The sequence below is a fragment of the Agrobacterium sp. El2ro-1b genome, from assembly GCF_048298475.1.
Lineage (GTDB): Bacteria > Pseudomonadota > Alphaproteobacteria > Rhizobiales > Rhizobiaceae > Agrobacterium > Agrobacterium fabrum.
Genome location: NZ_CP103459.1, coordinates 2,036,288 through 2,053,758, shown reverse-complemented (window position 1 = coordinate 2,053,758; position 17,471 = coordinate 2,036,288). Strand labels below are relative to the sequence as shown.

The following is a 17,471-nucleotide window of genomic DNA, read 5'->3' as shown; positions in this document are numbered from 1 at the left end:
AGATCCGCGACTTTCCGGTCTTCGCCGCGACAGATCAAATCGATGGTTAACCGCTTGCTGATTTCCCGTTTGACGATATGTCCTAGAACAACGAGACTCTGGAACTGGACCCGCCGCTGAGGTTTGTAAGACCGCGCGGCAAGCAGACGGCGCCATCATGCGACTTAGCACCATCACGAACCTGGCTTATGCCGTGACCCTGATACTCACAACGGTATCGGCGACCACATTCATTCTGTCAGCCAGAAGCGCTTCTCAAGAGAGGGCGGCAATTCAGGATCACCTCGACGTGAGCGATCTTGCCGAGGAACTGGCGATCATCGCGGATGAGCGCACCGAGGAGGCGCGGCTGTACGTCATGCGCGGCGACGAGCAGCATCTGGCAAAATTCTATGTCGACGAAGACCAGGAAAAGCACCTTGAAAACAGCCTGGATAAACTCGCCGCGCGCGGTGTTTCGCCGCAAGAGGCGAGATCATTTGAGGAGATAAAAAAGAGCGCCGACGTTCTCGACAAGATGGAGCGCGAGGCTATCGGTTTTTATCGCGCCGGCCACCAGGGCGATGCACAACAGGTCCTGTTCGGCGATGAGTACTACCGGCTGCACAGGGGCCTGCTGGATACCGTTGCGACGCTGAGAGAAACGGTTGCGGCCCGTACGCAGGCAACCGTCGATCAGGCCAAAAGCCGAAGCGATTTCTACGGATCGATCGCCAAGGTGATGCTTGTCCTGACCGCCCTGATGTTTGTGGCCGTCCTCTACTTCGTCCTTACCAGACGCGTTGCCGCCCCGCTGATCAGAATGAGCAATATCGTCATGCGCCTTGCCCGGCAGGATTACAGCATCGAGGTGCCCGACGAGGGGCGTCGTGACGAAATTGGGGAAATGAACCAGGCTATCAGGATCTTCCGCAGCAACGGGCTGGAGCGGGAGCGGCTCGACGCGGAGCACCGCCGGAACCAGCGTATCAAGGACCTGATCCTGCAGATGATGCATCGCATTCAGGCCTGTCAGAATCAGGATGAATTGTCCGACGTCGTTTCGAAATTCATGCCGCAGATTTTCCCCGCCATTGCCGGCCGCCTGCTCGTGCTCAAGGAAAACAGTTCGCTTCTCCAATCGACCGGGCAATGGTCCGACCCTTCATTTTCCGCCTCGGAATTCTTGATCGACGATTGCTGGGCTCTGCGTCGTGGACGTCCGCACGCCAGCAATCCTGATGGCGACGATGTCGTCTGCCATCACCTTCATGGGAGTTTCGGGACCGGCCTGTGCATACCGCTGACTGCGCTCGGCGAAACGGTTGGCTTGCTATATCTCGAAATTCCGGAGAGGAACGACACGCTGGAGACGGAGCGGCTGTATCTGGAACTTCTCGCCGAGAATATCGGCCTTGCCGTCGCAAATCTCCAGCTTCGCAAGCGGCTGGTTGGCATGGCAAGGCAGGACGCCTTGACCGGTCTGCTAAACCGCCGGTCACTCGACGAGGCGTTGAACCGGCACATTGAGAAGCCAACCGGTTCGCTTGCCTGCCTGATGCTGGATATCGACCATTTCAAGCGCTTCAATGACCGCTTCGGCCATGATGCCGGAGACGCAGTGATGCAATATGTCGCCCAGGTGCTTTCGGAAGCAATCGGCGATCAGGGCGCGCTATTCCGGTTCGGCGGCGAGGAATTCACCGTGCTGATACCAGATGCAGGCATCGAGGATGCAACCAGGCTTGCGGAGAAACTCCGGCACGCCGTCGAGCGGGCACCCTTCACCTACAGAGGCCGCCTGCTCGACCCGGTAACCATATCCATCGGCATCGCAACGGCACCGGGTGCAGGAACTGTGAGCAGCGTATTGGAACGGGCGGACGCCGCACTGCTTAGCGCCAAACAGACCGGCCGGAACAAATGGGTATCGTCCGATTCCATGTGAATTCGCGAGATGCCGATTGACCTGTTTCGACGCTCCCTGCCGGCTGTAATTTCTGCGACAAAGCGGATTTCCACCAGTTCGTGGCTGCTCGCCCTCCCGGGGCGTTTCGGAACTCATCAAACGCGTCGCTAAACGCTGTCTGAAATCAGCGAGCGAAAGCGTTCAGCCATTTCAGGATTTGCTGGATTATAGACCATCATGCTGAGATCGGAGCGTCCCTCGACCGAAAAGCTTGAAAATTCCAGCGCGATGGTTCCAAGGACCGGGTGGTGGAGGCGTTTGACGCCGTCATGCATGCTCGTGACCTCATTGTCGTCCCACATGGCCTTGAATTCAGGGCTGGAGGCCGAGAGCTCATCGACCAGTTGCTGTATCTCCGTCCCCGCGCCGGCACGTGCGGCATCCGCCCTGAACGCACCGACAACATAACGGGCGACATTACGCCAGTCCTCTTGGGCGGAGCGCACCCGTTCATCGGAAAATACCAGACGCAGGATATTGCGGCTTTCCTTGGCCAGCTTGCTGTAATCCGTGAGGATGACAGCGGCGGCCCGGTTCCATGCCAGGACATCCCATGTCGCCGTTCTGATGATGGCGGGGCTGAACGGCATGGCATCCAGCACGCCCTGCAGCCGCGGCGTTATCGTTTCTGACTGGCGGTAACGCTGCTCGGGTGGATGCCCGAAGGCCAGGATATGCAGGTGATCGCGCTCAGGATCGGTCAGCATCAAGCCTTTCGCGATCCGATCGAGCACATCCGAGGACGGCAAACCGCCGCGACCCTGCTCCAGCCAGGTGTACCAGGTTGGGCTGATATTGGCGCGCTGGGCGACCTCCTCCCGGCGCAGGCCCGGTGTACGACGACGGCCGATGGGAAAACCGAACGTCGAGGGATCAAGCCGCATGCGGCGATCACGCAGGAAGGTGCTGAGCGCATTGTCGGTCATTGTTTCCTCATCGCAGCCTGTTGGGAATTATACCATGATAACGTCACTACTTTAACAGGACAATTGTTCATGGGATCACCTGCTCCGTCAACGCGGGAGATTTGTATGCGTGTTTTTCTGACAGGTGCCACCGGGTTCATCGGATCCCGGATTCGTCGTGAATTGCTGGCCGGCGGACATGAGGTGATCGGCCTTACCCGATCGGACGCCGGTGCGAGAGAGTTGCAGGCCGCCGGGGCCTCGGCGCATATCGCTACGCTGGAAGATGCAGCGGGGCTTGCCCGCGGCGCCGAGAATGCAGACGCCGTCATCCATACGGCTTTCGACCATGATTTCGCGAATTTCGCGGCCAATTGCGAAAAGGATCGCCGTGTGATCGCGGCGCTCGGCTCCGTTCTGGCGGGTTCCGACAGGCCGCTGCTCATCACGTCAGGGGTCGGCATGGGCGATCCCGGCAATGGCGAACCGGCGCGTGAAGATGTGTTCGACACACATCACTTCAATCCGCGCATAGCCTCGGAACTGGCGGGCGAGGAGCAATTGCAGGCGGGCATCAATCTCGGCGTCGTCAGGCTTCCGCAGGTGCATGACACCGTGAAACAGGGTCTCATTTCGCCTTATATCGAGATGTCGCGCGGCAAGGGCGCCGTCGCCTATGTCGAAGAAGGCGCCAATCGCTGGTCCGCAGGTCATGTGGACGATGTGGCGAAGCTCTATGTGAAGGCGGTGGCTCGGGCCGAACGGGGTGCGCGCTATAACGCCGTGGCCGAGGAAGGCGTTGCCGTGCGCGACATTGCCGAGGTCGTTGCCCATGGCCTTGGGTTGCCCCTCGTTTCGGTAGGGAAAGAGGAGGCCGCCGGCCATTTCGGTTGGTTCGCCCTGTTCGCGTCGATGGATCTCAGGGCGTCTAGCGCCTTGACGCGGGAAAAACTGGGCTGGACCACGGATGGGCCTAGCCTGCTCGATGATCTCCGGGCCATGGATTACTCGGTAATCTAACAAATGTCGGCGGCAGGCGCTCCGGGCCTCAAAGCTTGTTCGGCTTTGTCGGCTCAGGAGCGCCTGCCGTTTGAAGATCAGCTGCGGCGAAAACGGGCCACGACGACGTAGAAGACGGGGACGAAGAGCACGGCCAGCACGGTCGCCGAAATCATGCCGCCGAAAAGGCCGGTGCCGATGGCATTCTGCGTTTCCGAGCTTGCCCCCTTGGCGATCACCAGCGGCACGATGCCGAGAGTGAAGGCGAGCGAGGTCATCACGATAGGCCGCAGGCGCAGACGTGAGGCGGTGATGACCGCATCGATGAGCCCCTGCCCCTCCTGCTGGCGTTTTCGGGCGAACTCCACGATCAGCACGGCATTTTTCGCAGAAAGCCCGATAAGCGTGATCAGGCCGACCTTGAAGAAGACGTCGTTTTCCAGACCGCGCAGATGCACGGCGATGACCGCGCCGATAACGCCGAGCGGCACGACGAGCATGACGGAAAGCGGCACCGTCCAGCTTTCGTAAAGCGCGGCCAGAACCAGGAAAACGATGAGAAACGAAAAGGCCATCAGCATCGGCGCCTGCGCACCGGATTGCCGTTCCTGCAGCGACTGGCCTGTCCATTCGACCGCAAAACCCTTGGGCAGCTTGGCCGCGAGCCGTTCCATCTCCTCCATCGCCTTGCCGCTGGAGACGCCCGATGCGGCCGCGCCGGAAATGCTGGCAGACGGATAACCGTTATAGCGGGTGAATTGCAGCGGCATCGTCGACCATTCTGGCTCGACGATTTCCGAAAGGCGCACCATCTTGCCGGCATCGTTGCGGACATGGAGGTTGAGCACGTCATCCACCTGCATGCGGCTTGCGGCCCTGGCCTGTACGATCACCTGCTGCAGGCGGCCGTCACGCGGGAAATCGTTGACATAGGTAGAGCCGATTGCCCCGCCCAGCGTATCGGCGATGGTCGAATAGGAAACGCCAAGCGCACTGGCTTTCTGACGGTCCACATTCAGGGTGACGCTCGGGCCGCTGGGGAGACCATCGACGCGGACATCCGTCACGAGCTTGCTCTCTGCTGCAAGCTGGGTCAGCCGGGCGACAGCCTGGGCAAGCGCCACGCCACCGTGATTGGCGCGATCCTGAAGCCGCAGGGCAAAGCCCGATGTCGTGCCGAGTTCGTCGATTGCGGGTGGCTTGAGGCTGAAAATCTGCCCTTCGTCTGCGGCGGCCATCGCCTCGGTCGCAGCGCTCACTTCCTCGTCCACACTCGTCTTGCGCTCCCCCCACTCCTTCAATGTGGTGAAGGACATGGCGGTGTTCGGGCCCGAACCAGAGAAGCCGAAGCCCATGATGGTCAGATTATTGGCAATATCCGGCCTCGATTTGACGTGGTTCTCGAAGAGATCAACGACGACGCGGGTGCGCTCGGCGGTGGCATTCGCCGGCAGGGTGAAAGATGTCATGAAGGAGCCCTGGTCCTCATCCGGCACGAAAGCCGTCGAGAGCGTGCCATAGCCATAGGCAACCGCTGCGATGATAGCGAGGTAGACGACCATCGCCCGTCCGGTTTTGCGCACGAGAATAGCCACCCAACCGGCATAACGTTCCGTCAGTCGCTCGAAGGCGCGGTTGAACCAGCCGAAGAAGCCTTTTTTCTGATGGTGATCGTGACTGATCGGCTTCAGTAGGGTCGCGCACAGCGCCGGCGTGAGGCTGAGCGCCAGGAATGCCGAGAACAGGATCGATACGGCCATCGACACGGTAAACTGCCGGTAGATCGCACCCACCGAACCGGAGGCCATGCCCATGGGCAGGAAAACCGCCGTCAGGACAAGCGTGATGCCGATGACGGCGCCGGATATCTCCGTCATTGCCTTGCGGGTCGCATCGAGCGGCGAAAGCCCCTCCGTCGCCATCAGACGCTCGACATTTTCGACCACGACGATGGCATCATCGACAATGATGCCGATTGCGAGAACCATGCCGAACATGGTCAACGCGTTGATCGAATAACCGATCGCCAGCATGACCGCGAACGTGCCGAGAAGGGCGATCGGCGCGACGATGGCCGGAATGAGCGTGTAACGCAGGTTCTGCAGGAACAGCAGCATGATCAGGAAAACCAGAGCCATGGCTTCGGCAAGCGTCTGAACGACCTTCTGGATCGAAACCTTCACGAAAGGCGCGGTATCGTAGGAAATGGCATATTCCATTCCCTCCGGCATGGTCGTTGAAAGCTCGGCCAGACGTTCACGCACGCCGGTGGAGGTGCTGACAGCATTGGCGCCCGGCATCATCTGAATGGCAGCGGCCGTCGCCGGCTTGCCGCCATCGAGGATGGAGAAGCTCGATGTCTGCGAGCCGACCTCGATTGTCGCCACGTCGCCCAATGTCAGCCGGGAACCGTCGGGATTGGAGCGGAGGATGATCTGCGCGAACTGATCCGGCGTCTGCAACTGGCCGCTGACATTGAGCGGCACGCTAACCTTCTGGCCCGGCACGGTGGGAGATTCACCGAGACGGCCGGGGGCGACCTGGATATTTTGCTGCTGTATCGCCTGCGTCGCCTCGGCCATCGAGATGGAATGTGCGACAAGGCGGACCGGATCGAGCCAGATGCGCATCGCCGCTTCCGAACCGAAGGATTGCACGCGGCCGACGCCGGCGACGCGCTTCAGTTCCGGGGCAACGTTGCGGACGAGATAATCGTCGAGGGCGAGCGCATCGAGCGAACCGTCCTTCGATTTCAGCGATACGATCATCAGGAATCCCGACGATGCCGATTCCACGGTCAGGCCGGCGCGGCGAACCTGCTCCGGCAAGCGCGGCTCCACGGCCTTCAGCCGGTTCTGCACATCCACCTGGGCAAGCTCGGGATTGGTGCCCGGCTTGAAGGTGACGGTGATGGTGGCGGAACCAGAGGAATCGGCCGATGAATCGAAATAGAGGATGTTCTTCGCACTCGAAAGTTCGCGTTCGATCAGGCTTGTCACGCTGTCATTGATCGTCTGCGGCGTCGCGCCGGTATAGGTGGCGTAGATCGACACGCTGGGCGGAGCGATGACGGGAAAACGCGAGACCGGCAGCTGCGGGATGGACATCACGCCAGCGATCACGATCAGAATGGCGACAACCCATGCGAAAACCGGCCTGTTGATGAAAAACTGCGGCATGGTGTGTCCGCTCCTTAGGTTCTTGTCTCTGGGGCGGCAGGGGAAAAGGGCGATGTTTCGAGCGGCTGTCCGCTCTGGACACGATCCTGCCCCAGCACAACGATGGTCTCGCCGGCGGAAAGACCGTGCGTGACGATGTATCGACCGTCGGCAAGCGGCCCCAGTTCCACCGTGCGACGCGCGCCGGTCTTGTCTGCGCCGAGAACGACGATCTGCGGACGCCCGGCCGGATCGCGGATGATTGCTTCCTGCGGCACCCGGATCGCGGCGCCGTAGATGGCACGCGGCACCATGGCGCGGATATACATGCCCGGAAGCAGCTGTTCTTCGGGGTTCGGAACGAGGATACGAATGCCGAGGCTGCCCGTGGCGCTATCGACTGAAATATCGGAGAACAGCACTTTCCCGTCATGAACGAACGGTTTGCCAGCAATGGTCATGATCTTGACCGGCAGCTCCTCCGGATTTTGCGCGCCCGCCTCGGATGCCGTATCGCGCAATGCCTCCAGGCTCATGGCCGACTGGCGGACATCGACATAGACCTGATCGATCTGCTGAATGACGGCTAGCGGCGAGGTTGCCGATGATGAGACGAGCCCGCCCTCACTCATGAAGGATTGGCCGATCACGCCACTGATCGGGCTGCGCAGGGTGGCATAGGAAAGTTCCAGCTTCCGCCGCGCCAGAATGGCTTTCGCTTCCGCGACATTTGCCTTCGCCTGCGCCAAAGCCGCCGTGGCATTATTGAAAGATTCCGCACTGGTGATCTCGCGCGAAGACAGCGATCTGGCCCGCTCATACTTCACCTGTGCGTTCAGCAGCTCCGCATCCGCACGCGCGAGCACGGCGGCTGCCGCATCCACATCGGCGGAAAACGGCGCGGGGTCGATCTGGAAGAGCGGCGTGTCGGCTTCCACGAATGCGCCTTCCGTGAAGAGCTTTTTCTGGATGATGCCACCCACCTGCGCCCGGATTTCCGCCGTGCGATAGGCCGACACCCGGCCGGGCAATTCATCATAAACCGTCACCGTTTCCGGCTCTACGGTCATGACACTGACGCGCGCTGGCGCCACCACCTCAGCGGTATCGCTTTCGCTCTGGCCGTTGTCGCTACAGCCAAAGAGAAACATGATCGGCAGGCACAATGCGCCAAGTTTCCAGAAGCGTGATCCGCGTCGCATGAGTGTCCACCATCCAATTCTTAAACAACCTGTTTGCTGGCGATCATCTAGGATTTGAGCGTGGGGGCTTTGTGGAGGTTTTGTTGCGGGTTTGTGGAGGCTAACGCCCGATACTCGACGGCGCCGACGTTCGGTGGCATGGAAGTATCAAGGAGTTTGAAGACGATGGCTGAACTAGTTTTGATCGCTGAAGACGACATGGAAATCGCCGGCATCCTCGAAGCCTATTTCGTCCGCGAGGGGTTTCGCACGGTGCATGCCCGTGACGGCAAGGTGGCTCTCGAACTCCACCGCGCCCTCAAACCCGATATTGTTCTGGCTGACGTCACCATGCCACGGCTGGACGGGTGGGAGGTTCTGGCGGAAATACAAAGGCGTGGCCACACACCCGTCATCATGGTCACGGCGCTGGACCAGGATGTCGACCGTCTTCAGGGACTGCGCATCGGCGCGGATGATTATATCGTCAAGCCGTTCAACCCCATCGAAGTCGTCGCGCGCGCAAAAGCGGTGCTCAGGCGCGCCGGGCTCGCCCAGGCGGGCGCCGTCGTCCGCGTCGGCAATCTGACCATCGATCTCGACAGCTATCAGGCGAAGATCGACAAGGACGGCGAAACCACCCGCCTGTCGCTGACGCTGACCGAGTTCCGGCTGCTGGCGCATCTGGCGCGCACGCCGACCAAGGTCTTCACCCGCAGCGAACTGGTTGACGCCTGCCTGCCCGGTTCGGATGCGCTCGACCGCACGATCGACAGCCATCTCAGCAAATTGCGCAAGAAACTGGATCAGGCCGGTGGCGAGGGCATGCTGGCCAGCATTCGCGGTGTCGGTTACCGCCTGGCGGTCGAGCCATGATGCTGAAGAAAGGCCTCAGCCGGCAGATATTGCTGGCCATGTCATCGATGACCGTGGTTGCCGGGCTGGTGGTCTTTTTCGGCACCTATATCGCCTTCAGCATCATCTTTTATTTTTCGCCCTGGTCGGAAAGCGAGGAAAGCTGGCTGACGGGGGTCGACTTCATCATCCTCTCGGTCCTGATCTTCATCGCGCTCATCGTTGCCGCCATCGCCTCGGTCCGCCTGACCCGGCGTATTCTCCAGCCGCTTGAATCGCTCGCCCATAGCGCCAGACGCATCAAGGATGGCGATCTTTCCGCGCGCGCCCTGCCGGGAGATCATTCGCTCGGGGAAACCGCCCATCTCGTCGAGGATTTTAATGCCATGGCGCAGCGTCTCGAGGACATGGCGGCGGATATGAAACTCTGGAACGCCACCATCGCCCACGAGTTGCGTACGCCGCTCACCATCCTCAAAGGCCGTTTGCGGGGCATGATCGATGGCGTGTTCGAACCTGACGAGACGTCGCTTCAGGGGCTGGTGCTGCAGGTGGATTCGCTCGCCCGGCTTGTCGAAGATCTGCGCACCGTCACCCTTGCCGATAGCGGCCATCTCGACCTGCGCATCGAACCGGTGCGGCTGAAGGCGGAAATCGAGCAGCTTGCCGGCCTGCTGGAACAGGAACTGCGGGAGGAGGGTTTCGAACTTCGGCTCAACCTCTCCGATGTCGTGGTGCAAGCCGATGCCATGCGCATTCGCCAAGCTCTCCTTGCCCTTGTCACGAATGCGCGCCGTCATGCCGTGCGCGGCGCTATCGAGATAACGCTCGGGATTGAAAACCACGTCACGCTCCTGCGGGTCACGGATGAAGGCCCCGGTCTCGGCGGCGACATCGAACCCTGGGCCTTCGAGCCGTTCAGGAGAGGCATCCAGACCGGCCCGCAGGAAAAGGGCGGCAATGGGCTTGGTCTTTCCGTCGTTCGCGCCATCGTAGAAGCTCACGGCGGCAAGATAGGTTACGCGCCATCCGCAAAAGGCGGCGCCATGTTCGAGATTTCGCTCGGCCGGCCAGCCTCCTGATCACAGTCACCGGAGGTTGCAGGTCGGTGCCAGTCTCCACACAGTCTCCACATGTCCTCCATGAAACCACAAGGCGCGGCCGATAACGCTCAGGCTGCGGAAGTAGTCGTCGCCTTCACCGCGGCGGCCATCTTGCGCGATCAAGCATTCTGATGGTGAAAACAATGACGGTGTCTCTCGACCCGAAAAACGTCACGCCGCCCTCCGCGCTTCATGCGCGCCGGTGGGTCATTCTCATTGCGGTCATGCTGGCATTTCTGCCCGTCGTGCTCGACATGACGATCCTTCATATCGCCGTGCCGTCGCTGACGCTGGCGCTGCAGGCATCGACCACACAGGTCCTGTGGATCATCGATATCTATTCGCTGCTCATGGCCGGATTGCTCGTGCCGATGGGAACCCTCGCCGACCGGATCGGCCACAGAAAAATGCTGCTGACCGGCCTGTTCGTCTTTGGCCTTGCTTCCGTCGTGGCTGCATTTTCGCTGACCCCGTGGATGCTGATCGCCGGACGTATCCTGCTTGCCTTTGGCGCGTCGATGATCATGCCCTGCGTGCTAGGCATCATCAGACGCACATTTGAAGACCCGGGCGAGCGCGCGATGGCGCTTGGCCTCTGGGGTACGGTCGGTGCAGCGGGTGCTGCGGTCGGCCCGCTGGTGGGCGGCGCCCTTCTCGAGCATTTCTGGTGGGGATCGGTCTTCCTCATCAATATTCCCGTGGTGCTCGTCATCATGCCGATCATCGCCTTCATCCTGCCGGAAAAGGAAATCGTCTCCCCCGGCAAATGGCAGATAAGCCAGGCCCTGCTTTTGATCGTCGGGATCATCGGACTGGTCTTTGCCATCAAAACCGGTTTCGGCGGCAAGGAGCCGCTTGCGATTGTGGTGTTGGCCTTCCTCATCGGCGCGGCCGCTCTGACGATCTTCGTGCGCCACCAGCTTTCCGCCACAGAGCCGATGCTGGACGTCACGCTCTTTTCCCGCCCCGCCATCGTTACCGGTGTCGGCATGGCCATCATCACATCTGGCGCACTGGCGGGTGTGGAGCTGACCCTTGCGCAGGAACTGCAATTTGTTCTTGGCAAATCTCCGTTGCAGGCCGGCCTTTTCATGCTGCCCATCATGGTTGCCGCCGCCGTCGGAGGTCCGCTTGCGGGCTTCCTGTCGAACCGACTTGGCCTTCGAACGGTGGCAAGCGGGTCTCTTCTGATTGCCGCCCTCTGCCTCGTGGCGCTGGCGCAATCCGACTTCCATGATCCCGGCCTCATCGTGCCGGCATGCCTGGTGCTGCTCGGACTGTCGCTCAGCATCGGGCTTACCGCCTCATCCATCGCGATCATGGGAGCGGTGGAGGCTGAAAAAGCCGGTGCCGCCGGTTCGTTAGAAGCGACCGGTTACGAGCTTGGCGCCGGACTCGGCATCACCTTCTTCGGCGTCGCCTTGTCGGCAATCTACATGGGCGCGATGGTGTTTCCGGCCGGTATTCCGGCAGAGCTCGCAGATGCTGCAAGCCATTCGATCGGAGATACCTATGTCTTGGCCGGCAAACTGCCGCAAGACGTCGCTGCGACACTGGTGGCCGCCGGCAAGAGCGCCTTTTCCCAGGCGCATGCGGTTCTGCTGACCGCGGCGGGCACGCTGATCGGCCTGCTTTCGGCAGCCGTTTTCCTTGCCCTCAAAAACGTGAAGGCGGGCCACTGAGCCCGTCTTTTTCACGCGCCAGAGCCGATCTGGCCGACGTTAATAGCGGAGATATTGCGATGTCACACATCAACACCGACAGCCACACGGCCGTAAAATATCCCTTGCCGATCCGCTGTCTGCACTGGGTAAGGGCTGCCCTGATCATCGGACTCATCGCATCGGGCTGGTACATGACGCGCCTGCCGGAAAGCGACATGGCCACCGCCTCGATCTTTTATCCCAACCATAAGCAGTTCGGCATTCTCGTCTGGCTGTTGGCGCTCGTCCATCTCGCGCTTCGCTGGCGTTACGCAAAGATCATGCCTTCGACGCCATCGGCACTTGCGCCGTGGGAGCGAATGATCTCGCACGCGGTCCATAAGCTCCTCATTCTCCTGACCTTCCTCGTTCCCCTCCTCGGATATTCCCTTTCCAGCAGTTTTTCCGAGAGTGACGGCATACCGTTTTTCCTGATTTCGCATCTGCCGGAACTGCTTCCCAAGAACGACAATGCCTTCGTGGTCTTTCAGACGCTGCATCGCTACGGCGCCTACGCCATTCTGGTGCTGATCGGACTTCATGTGCTTGGCGCGCTGAAGCACAGGCTGATGGACAAAGGCGGTCCGACCGATGTCCTTCCGCGCATGGTCTGACGCATGCGAGGCGCACGCGCCAGGCGACTGGCGCGTCACCCGTTCCTGCAGTCAGGCCCTCAGTGCTTGAATGCCAGCGCGACTTCGCTCATGCATTGCGAACAAGCTGGGCCGGAGACCCTTCCCACGATGTTCCAGCCGGCAGCGTCTCGCCTTTCATGACCACGGAAAGATCGCCAAGCTGCGCGTCCTCCCCGATTTCGGCATCGTAGAGCACGATGGCATAGGAGCCGATCACGGCGCGGTCACCGACCGTCACGCCGCTCACTTTCATGACGCGGTCTTCAAACAGGTGGGTTTGCAGACCGGAGAATTCATTGAGCGCCACTTCGTCCCCAATCCGCACAAGATCATGTTCGGTGATGTCAGTCGTGTCGATAAAGCAGTCACGGCCGATCTTGCAGCCGAGAAGGCGAAGAAAAAACGCCAGCCAGGGCGTGCCCCGCAGCGGTTGCAGCAGGTTCGGCACCGCCAGGTTTTCATAGGTCGCCGTCACCAGTTCCGTTCGCCAGACGAAAGTGCTCCAGAGCGGCTTTGTCGTCGGTTTATACCGCCCCATCACCAGCCATTTGAGCGCAACGACACTGAGGCCGCAGGCGAGCGCAAAACCAATGTAGAGGAAGGGGAAAATCGCGGCGATCAGCAAGTGGCTGTCGTCATAATCCTGGATATCGCCCACAACAGAGAAAAGCAGGCTGAAAAATGCCAGAAACAATGTCAGCGGCAGGATCACGCGGATGGCCTCGATGGCAAGCCGCATCGCGACGAGGCGCGGCCGCGGATTGAAGCGCGCGCCCTCATCGAACAGGCCGACGGCCTGCCGCACGGGGAGCGAAATCGGCGGGGAACCGAACCAAGTCCCGTCCGGCTGCTCGGCGCCTCCATCTGCCGGCGGCTTGGAAAGCACACCGATCAGGACGCCATCGGCAATGGTCGCCCCCGTTGGCAACACGGCCGAGTTGCCGATGAAGGACCGTCGCCCGATCCGGGTATGCGCCAGTTCGATAATGCCCGGCTCATGGCGCGCCGCGCCGAAAACAACCGCATCCGCAATGAAGCTCTCCGGCCCGATATCGACGAGATCGGGCACGATCTTCGCAGCCGTCGAGATTTCGGCGCGCTTGCCGATCCGCACGCCGAGCGCACGATACCAGGGGATGACGTAGAGCGTCGCATAGATCGGATGAAGCAGCGCCAGCGCCAGATCGGTCACCTGCTGGACGAACCAGAACCGCAGGTAGAACCAGCTATGGATCGAATATCGCCCGGGCCGGACCGGACCGAGGATCAGGCGTTTGGCGGCAACGGTCAAAATACACATCAGGATGATGTAGGTAAGCGCGAGGAACGGCGAAATCAGCAGGTAGGAATAACCATCCGTATTCCAGTCGATTTCGATCATCGCGATCAGACCCGGCGCAATCGGCAGGATCGCGACCAGAGGAAGAATGACCGCAGCGATGAACAGTCCGAAGCCTACCAGCAGACGACGCAGAAAGCCCGCCTCCCCGTCCCGCTGGGCGATACGCCCGGTCGCGATGCACTTGGCGGGAGAGCCGCTCCAGCTTTCCCCCGAAGGGATCGACTGGTTCATCGGCAGGGAAGAGAGATCGTCAAGCGCGGCTGCATCACCAATCGCGCTGTTGCGTCCAACCACCGACATGGTGCCGATGAAAGCGCTGCTACCAATCTTGACCGAGCCGATGCGCAGCAGACCCCGCTCGACCGAACTCGTCGCCAGCATGGCGTAATCGCTGACGATGGCATCATCGCCGATGGTGACGAGATCAGCGGTATCGATGCTGACCGTGCCGATAAAGGCGCGGCGACCGATCCTGGCGCCCAGCAGCCGATAATAAAAACGGATCATCGGCGTGCCGCTGAGATAGGGCGTGGCGATGATGTCGGAGAGGCGTCGCACCAGCCACCAGCGCAGATAATAGCTGCCCCAAAGCGGATAATCGCCGGGCTTGTAGCGGCCGATGATCAGCCATTTGACGATAATCGCGAACACCATTCCCAATGGCGGAATGAAAACGAAGCTGAGGCCGCCGAGAAGCAGGGCCGAGACACGACCGAAATCTTCGACCAGATAGGTATAGGCGAGATAGGGGAAGAACCATTGCAATCCCGCCACCGCATAGATCGGCACCAGAGCAATCGTCTGGAGCGCCCAGCACAGGCGTTTCTGGAATTCGCTGACGCGGTGGAAAGGTTCCAGCACCGCCGTATCTGCCATCACGCGGTCACGCAGCCGTTCGGCAAGCCGCCGGATCGTGGGTGCGGCATAGAGATCCTGAATGGAAACACCGGAAAGGCCTGATGATTTGCGGATTGCCGAGGCAAGACGGGCGGCCTTCAGTGAATGGCCACCGAGATCCTCGAACAGATCATCCTCCACCGAAACCTTCTGCGGTGCGAAAGCCTCCGACCAGATGGCGTGCAGCTGGATTTCAAGCGGTGTTTCAGGCGCGACCGTTTCCCGATCCGTGACGGCAACGACGACCGGACGCTGCAGCGCCTTTCGATCCACCTTGCCGGAGGCCGGCAGGGTCGGCAGGGCATCCAGCACCTGATAGGCGACCGGGCGCATATAGTTCGGCAGACGATCATTCACCCGTTTCCGGGCGGCTTCCATGTCGATCGCGGCGTTGCCGCGCGCGACAAGGAATGCGGCCAGCAGTTCCGATCCGTCATTATCGCGGAAAAGATGGACGACGGCCTGCGCAACCGACGCATCTTCGGCAATGACCGCTTCGATTTCCGCCAGTTCGACGCGGAAACCACGGATCTTCACCTGCGTATCGATACGCCCCATGAATTCGATGTCGCCGACCGCATCGAGACGCACGAGGTCACCAGAGCGATAAATCCGGACTGGTTGCCCTTCCGGGCCATGAAACGGCGTGTTGACGAACTTGTCTGCGGTGAGATCGGGGCGGTTCACATAACCGCCGCTGAGACCGGGGCCGCCGATGACAAGTTCACCTTCGGCGCCGGCAGCGACCGGCCAGAGTTTTTCGTCGACAATCCAGGCCGTATATCCCGGTAATGGTCGGCCAATGGTGACGCGTCGGCCGGGCTGAACCTCGGTCCAGGTGGCCGTGACGGTTGTTTCAGTTGGTCCATAGGTGTTGAGAATCCGAAGACCCGGCCGCGCCCAGCGCTCGACGAGATCAGGCGGACATGCCTCCCCGCCCAGATTGACGATGCGGAGCGTGGGTATTTCCGCCTCAACGAGGGTGAAGAGCGACGGCACCACATGCCAGACGGTGACGCTTTCAGCCGCCAGGGTGATACCCACATCAGGGCCCGCCTTATGCAGCGCCTCGGTGGCGACAAGCAGCTCCGCACCGGCGGAAAAAGCACTCCACATCGTCTCGATCGACATATCGAAGGCGATGCTGAAGCCGCCGAAAACCCTATCGCTTTCTTCAATGGCGAGGATCGCCCCTTCAGACCGCAGGAAATGGCAGGCGCTGCGGTGGGAAATCATCACGCCCTTCGGCCGACCGGTCGTTCCCGAGGTGTAGATGATATAGGCGAGGTCATCGGGAGACGCGCCGCTTTCGGCGCGGGTGATCGGCACGGCATCCTGGGCGGCCAGATCACCAAGCGTCTCGTTGACCACAAGCGTTGTTGCCCGCATGCCACCGGCCCGTTCCGCATCCGTAACGATGAGCGTGGCACCGCTATCCTCGGCAATGAAATCGATCCGATCCTGCGGATAGCTCCAGTCAACCGGCACATAACAGGCGCCGGCCCAGAGCGTGCCGAGGATGGCCATATATTGATCAAGGCCGCGCGGCAGGCAGATGACGACGCGATCCCCGCGCTCGACTCCCATGGCACGAAGCTGGCGGGCAAACCGGGTGGCACGCTCGGCCAGTTGCGCATAGCTTAGCTGGGTGCGGCGGCTGTTTTCGGGATCATGGCCAAGCAGCCTGACGGCGCATTTGGCCTGAAATCGTCTGGCTGTCTGCTCGAATATTTCGTGCAGCATCTCGTCGCGGGCGTAAGGCTCATCCTCTCGGACTGGAAGCGACGGCGCAATCGGCGCAAATACTGTAGGTTCCAACTGCCTTTCGGCGGTCACATTGCGATCCATAGGGGCACCAGGCATGTAAAAGTAATGCCGCTATACATGATTTGGAATTGCGCCGAAAGGAGGGGCAATCAGGCACCGGGAGCTGTCATTTTGCGGTGACGCGGGATTGGCTCGGCAAAGCGCACGCATCCCCTCGCATTGCCAGAGCAAGATCGATAGCCGCCTCGCAATGGATGAGCGTGGTATCGAAGACGGGGACCGAAACATTGTTTTGATTGAGGAGCATACCGACTTCGGTACAGCCGAGAATCATGCAATCGGCATCCGCATCGACCAGCCGCCGGGCGACATCTTCATAGGTCGAACGGCTTTCATCCCGGATAATTTCCTTGCAGAGTTCGTCGTAGATGATGCGGTGCACCTGCCTGCGGTCTTCAGCGTCTGGAATGACCGGATGAAGCGACGCCGCAACCAGCCTGTCCTTGTAGAAGCTTTGCTCCATGGTGAAGGCAGTTGCTATCAGGCCCGGCCGGCTGAGCCCGGCGCTTAATATACGATCCGCGGTAGCATCAGCGATATGCAGCAGCGGAATATCGATACCCTCCATCATGTCCCGGGCGAGCTTGTGCATCGTATTGGTCGCAAGCAGGACGAAGTCCGCGCCGCCCCGCTGCAGGGCTTTAGCTCCGGCGTTCAATATGGCTGCGGCGGCATCCCATTCGCCCCGCGCCTGCAATGTCTCGATCCTCGCAAAATCAAGCGAGCGGATCAAAAGCTCGGGGGAATGAAGGCCGCCAAGGCGATCGCGGGTGATCTCGCAGAGCTTGCGATAATAGATCTGCGTCGATGCCGCCGACATGCCGCCGAGAATTCCGATAATTTTCATCTGATCATCAATGCGTTTAGGTGGAATGGGAGACGGACGCCCGGTTGAACTGCCGGAACATTCTGGCACAG

Annotated in this window: 11 protein-coding genes; 6 read left to right on the top strand and 5 right to left on the bottom strand. The window is 60.6% G+C overall.

Features of this window, described 5'->3' with window-relative positions:
- Window positions 1-157: 157 nt before the first annotated feature.
- Window positions 158-1,927 (top strand): diguanylate cyclase, encoded by a 1,770-nt coding sequence (locus NYR50_RS23425; protein ID WP_418138207.1) that lies wholly within the window; start codon window positions 158-160, stop codon window positions 1,925-1,927.
- Window positions 1,928-2,055: 128 nt separating this feature from the next.
- Here NYR50_RS23425 and NYR50_RS23420 read toward each other — a convergent pair whose 3' ends face one another.
- Complete coding sequence (locus NYR50_RS23420) at window positions 2,056-2,874, bottom strand: helix-turn-helix transcriptional regulator (RefSeq protein WP_418138206.1); 819 nt, start codon at window positions 2,872-2,874, stop codon at window positions 2,056-2,058.
- A 105-nt stretch (window positions 2,875-2,979) separates the two neighbouring features.
- Here NYR50_RS23420 and NYR50_RS23415 point away from each other — a divergent pair, with 105 nt between their 5' ends.
- A complete protein-coding gene (locus NYR50_RS23415) occupies window positions 2,980-3,873 on the top strand; it encodes an SDR family oxidoreductase (RefSeq protein WP_418138205.1) in 894 nt (297 codons plus the stop codon).
- Between the two features lie 77 nt (window positions 3,874-3,950).
- Here the strand turns inward: NYR50_RS23415 and NYR50_RS23410 are convergent, their stop codons facing one another.
- Together NYR50_RS23410 and NYR50_RS23405 are read right to left on the bottom strand one after the other, a co-directional pair.
- The gene (locus NYR50_RS23410) at window positions 3,951-7,031 is read right to left on the bottom strand and encodes a multidrug efflux RND transporter permease subunit (protein WP_418138204.1); all 3,081 of its coding nucleotides are present in this window, start codon (window positions 7,029-7,031) and stop codon (window positions 3,951-3,953) included.
- A 14-nt stretch (window positions 7,032-7,045) separates the two neighbouring features.
- Window positions 7,046-8,212 carry an efflux RND transporter periplasmic adaptor subunit gene (locus NYR50_RS23405; protein WP_418138203.1) on the bottom strand — a complete coding sequence of 389 codons (1,167 nt, stop codon included), beginning with the start codon at window positions 8,210-8,212 and terminating at the stop codon, window positions 7,046-7,048.
- Window positions 8,213-8,377: 165 nt separating this feature from the next.
- Here NYR50_RS23405 and NYR50_RS23400 point away from each other — a divergent pair, with 165 nt between their 5' ends.
- From NYR50_RS23400 to NYR50_RS23385, 4 genes are all read left to right on the top strand, one after another.
- Window positions 8,378-9,067, top strand: a complete 690-nt coding sequence (locus tag NYR50_RS23400) for a response regulator (RefSeq protein ID WP_092773546.1) — start codon at window positions 8,378-8,380, stop codon at window positions 9,065-9,067.
- Window positions 9,064-10,128: an ATP-binding protein gene (locus NYR50_RS23395; RefSeq protein WP_418138202.1), complete on the top strand. Its 1,065-nt coding sequence runs from the start codon at window positions 9,064-9,066 to the stop codon at window positions 10,126-10,128. The genes NYR50_RS23400 and NYR50_RS23395 overlap by 4 nt, the downstream gene beginning before the upstream one ends.
- A gap of 164 nt (window positions 10,129-10,292) precedes the next feature.
- Window positions 10,293-11,831 carry an MFS transporter gene (locus NYR50_RS23390; protein WP_418138201.1) on the top strand — a complete coding sequence of 513 codons (1,539 nt, stop codon included), beginning with the start codon at window positions 10,293-10,295 and terminating at the stop codon, window positions 11,829-11,831.
- 59 nt (window positions 11,832-11,890) lie between these two features.
- Entirely contained in the window at window positions 11,891-12,466 is a 576-nt protein-coding gene (locus NYR50_RS23385) for a cytochrome b (protein ID WP_418138199.1), read from the top strand.
- An 88-nt stretch (window positions 12,467-12,554) separates the two neighbouring features.
- On the opposite strand, the gene NYR50_RS23380 is transcribed toward NYR50_RS23385, so the two are convergent.
- Together NYR50_RS23380 and NYR50_RS23375 are read right to left on the bottom strand one after the other, a co-directional pair.
- Window positions 12,555-16,544 (bottom strand): Pls/PosA family non-ribosomal peptide synthetase, encoded by a 3,990-nt coding sequence (locus NYR50_RS23380; RefSeq protein ID WP_418138198.1) that lies wholly within the window; start codon window positions 16,542-16,544, stop codon window positions 12,555-12,557.
- A 115-nt stretch (window positions 16,545-16,659) separates the two neighbouring features.
- On the bottom strand, window positions 16,660-17,400 hold the full coding sequence (locus NYR50_RS23375; protein ID WP_418138196.1) for an aspartate/glutamate racemase family protein: 741 nt from the start codon (window positions 17,398-17,400) through the stop codon (window positions 16,660-16,662).
- Window positions 17,401-17,471 lie beyond the last annotated feature (71 nt).

Bases quoted from the DNA above. Each gene is read 5' to 3' on its own strand.
- NYR50_RS23410 (WP_418138204.1), bottom strand. From the start codon at position 7,031: ATGCCGCAGTTTTTCATCAACAGGCCGGTTTTCGCATGGGTTGTCGCC.
- NYR50_RS23390 (WP_418138201.1), top strand. From the start codon at position 10,293: ATGACGGTGTCTCTCGACCCGAAAAACGTCACGCCGCCCTCCGCGCTT.
- NYR50_RS23415 (WP_418138205.1), top strand. From the start codon at position 2,980: ATGCGTGTTTTTCTGACAGGTGCCACCGGGTTCATCGGATCCCGGATT.
- NYR50_RS23420 (WP_418138206.1), bottom strand. From the start codon at position 2,874: ATGACCGACAATGCGCTCAGCACCTTCCTGCGTGATCGCCGCATGCGG.
- NYR50_RS23405 (WP_418138203.1), bottom strand. From the start codon at position 8,212: ATGCGACGCGGATCACGCTTCTGGAAACTTGGCGCATTGTGCCTGCCG.
- NYR50_RS23425 (WP_418138207.1), top strand. From the start codon at position 158: ATGCGACTTAGCACCATCACGAACCTGGCTTATGCCGTGACCCTGATA.
- NYR50_RS23375 (WP_418138196.1), bottom strand. From the start codon at position 17,400: ATGAAAATTATCGGAATTCTCGGCGGCATGTCGGCGGCATCGACGCAG.
- NYR50_RS23400 (WP_092773546.1), top strand. From the start codon at position 8,378: ATGGCTGAACTAGTTTTGATCGCTGAAGACGACATGGAAATCGCCGGC.
- NYR50_RS23395 (WP_418138202.1), top strand. From the start codon at position 9,064: ATGATGCTGAAGAAAGGCCTCAGCCGGCAGATATTGCTGGCCATGTCA.
- NYR50_RS23385 (WP_418138199.1), top strand. From the start codon at position 11,891: ATGTCACACATCAACACCGACAGCCACACGGCCGTAAAATATCCCTTG.